Annotated in this window: 1 protein-coding gene; it reads left to right on the top strand. The window is 60.0% G+C overall.

All coding sequences use genetic code 11. The features are described 5' to 3' along the window. Window positions 1-6: 6 nt before the first annotated feature. On the top strand, window positions 7-2,078 hold a 2,072-nt coding region (locus AAC147_RS02425), incomplete at its 3' end, for a CHC2 zinc finger domain-containing protein (protein ID WP_047685407.1).

The raw sequence follows: 2,078 nt of genomic DNA, 5'->3' as shown, positions 1-2,078 counted from the left end.
ATTTTTATGGCTCGCATCCCGGAAGCAGAATTACAGCACCTGAAAACCGCGGTCTCTTTAGTTGCCATCATTGAGCAGCAAGGGCGGCAGTTGTTTAAGCGCGGCAAAGACATGACCGTGCTGTGCCCGTTCCATGAGGAGAAAACGCCCTCGATGGTCATTACCCCGTCGAAAAACCTCTATCACTGCTTTGGCTGCGATGCGGGCGGCTCGGTGCTGGACTGGGTGATGAAAACCGAAGGGCTAAGCCTGCGCCATGCCGCCGAACGCTTAAAGGCGGTGCTGGGGCACAATCCGGCGGTGGAGCCGCTGGTGCAGCCGGAAGAGCTGGCCAGTGATGCCATCGGGCAACAGGTGCTGCTGTCACGGGTGGTTGAGTTTTATCACCATACCTTGCTCAATGCACCGGAAGCCCAGGCCTATCTGTCCAAACGGCGGCTTAACCATCCTGAGCTGGTCAGCCATTTTAAACTCGGCTTTGCCAACCGAACGCTCGCTTACCGCCTGCCTGCCAGTAAGTACAAGGCCGGGGCGGAAATCCGCCGTCGTCTGCAAGCGGTCGGGGTGCTGCGGGAGAACGGGCGGGAGCACCTGCGTGGTTCGCTGGTTGTGCCGGTGATGGACGCACAGGGGCAAGTCCACGAACTGTACGGGCGCATGATCAGTGATGATCTGCGGGCGTCAGTTATCCGCCATCTGTACCTGCCGGGGGCACATCACGGCGTCTGGAATGCAGCGGCGTTGGGGGCGTCCAAAACGCTTATCCTGTGTGAATCGCTGATTGATGCGATGTCGTTCTGGGTGACGGGGCAACGCCATGTCACGGCGGCGTATGGGGTGCATGGTGTGACGGATGACCACTGGCAAGCCTTTGAACAGCACGGCATTAAGCAGGTGCTGATCGCCTTTGATAATGATACCGCAGGCAATGAGGCGGCGGTGAAACTGGCGGCCGCGCTGGTTGCCAAAGGGATTACGCCCTTGCGCGTGGTGTTCCCACCGGGCAGGGATGCCAACGAATACCTCTGTCAGGTGGCCGAGCCGGAAACCGCCTTTGCCCTGCTGCTTGAGAGTGCCATACCGATGCAGGAGGTAGCGGATATGGTAGCCCTTGTGCGCCAGACGCCGGAGCCGGACACGGTGTCAGAATCCGCTTCCCCTTTAGCCGCTGAACCTGTACTCAACGTGACGCCGAATGTGGTCTGTGAGTCCGGTGATCATGGCGAGCTGCTGATCTCGGTCGGCACACTGCAATGGTGTCTGCGCGGTCTGGGTGCGGTGAAAGCCGGTGCTGTCGCGATGAAACTCAATGCGCAGGTGCTGGACACGCAAAGCGGCGTGCTGTTCGCCGACGGGGTTGATCTGATGAGCGGGCGCTCACGCCACAGTTACGCCCGCATGGCCGCCGCTGAGCTGGGCTTGACCGAAGGCGACCTCCGGCGGGCACTGAGTCAGGTGTTACTGGCGGTCGAGCAGTGGCAGCAGCAGGGCGGTGCGGCATCCGTCGCCAAAGTCCCCAAAATGAGCGACACCGAGCAGGCGGCGGCACTGGCCTTGCTGCAAGATCCCTACCTGACCGCCCGGATTACGGCTGACTTAGCGGCCTGTGGTGTGGTTGGCGAATCCACTAACTTACTGGCAGGCTTTTTGGCGGCCGTGAGCCGTAAACTGCCCAAACCCTTAGCCGTCCTGATCCAAAGCAGCAGTGCCGCCGGCAAGAGCAGCCTGATGGAGGCGGTACTGAACCTGATCCCGGCAGAAGAGCGCATCCAGTACAGCGCCATGACCGGCCAGAGCCTGTTTTATCTCGGTGAAACCAATCTCCAGCACAAAATCTTTGCTATCGCCGAAGAAGAAGGCGTGCGGCAGGCGGCTTATGCGCTCAAGCTGTTGCAGTCAGACGGCGAATTAACGATGGCAAGCACGGGCAAGGACGAAGCGACCGGGAATCTCGTCACCAAAAGCTACACCGTCAAAGGCCCGGTGATGCTGATGTTAACGACGACCGCCATCGATGTGGATGAAGAGCTGCTGAACCGCTGTCTGGTGCTGACGGTCAATGAATCCCGCGAGCAGAC

Source organism: Xenorhabdus sp. NBAII XenSa04 (assembly GCF_963866145.1).
GTDB classification, from domain to species: Bacteria; Pseudomonadota; Gammaproteobacteria; order Enterobacterales; family Enterobacteriaceae; genus Xenorhabdus; species Xenorhabdus indica.
This window is presented reverse-complemented; position numbering and strand designations above follow the sequence as displayed.